This window comes from Pseudoalteromonas sp. NZS100_1, from assembly GCF_015864285.1.
Taxonomy (GTDB): domain Bacteria; phylum Pseudomonadota; class Gammaproteobacteria; order Enterobacterales; family Alteromonadaceae; genus Pseudoalteromonas; species Pseudoalteromonas arctica.
Genome location: NZ_JADYXN010000366.1, coordinates 1 through 513, shown reverse-complemented (window position 1 = coordinate 513; position 513 = coordinate 1). Strand labels below are relative to the sequence as shown.

Genomic DNA, 513 nt, shown 5'->3' with positions numbered 1-513 from the left:
TGGTGAGCTGCGCATCACGCGCGCCGAGTGCGACCTGCTCAAGGAGCAGCTCAACAAATTCAAGCGCCAGTTGTTCGCCGCCAAGAGCGAGGCCAGCGCAGGCCACCAGAAGGACATGTTCTTCAACGAGGCCGAGGCGCTCGGCTCGGCAACCCAGCCGGCCCAGGAAGAAACCGAGGCCGACGACAACACTGTCGAGGTTCCCGCTCACAAACGGACCAAGCGCGGGCGCAAGCCGCTGGACCCAGCCCTGCCGCGCGAGGTGGTGCGCCACGAACTGCCCGAATCCGAGCGTGTCTGTCCTCACGACGGTGCCGTGCTGCGGGAGATTGGCGTGGAGGCCAGCGAGCAGCTCGACATCATTCCGCAACAAGTGCGCGTGATCCGCCACGAGCGGGTCAAGTACGCCTGCCCGTGCTGCGATGGCACGCTGCGCCTGGCGGCCAAGCCCGAGCAAGTCATCCCCAAGGGGCTGTTCAGCGAAGGCCTGCTGGCCTGGGTGATCACTTCCAA

1 protein-coding gene is annotated in these 513 nt (G+C 65.9%); it reads left to right on the top strand.

Annotated features, from left to right (window positions below):
- The coding region (locus I6F66_RS22325) for an IS66 family transposase zinc-finger binding domain-containing protein (RefSeq protein WP_197209927.1) at positions 1-513 on the top strand (513 nt) is incomplete at both ends.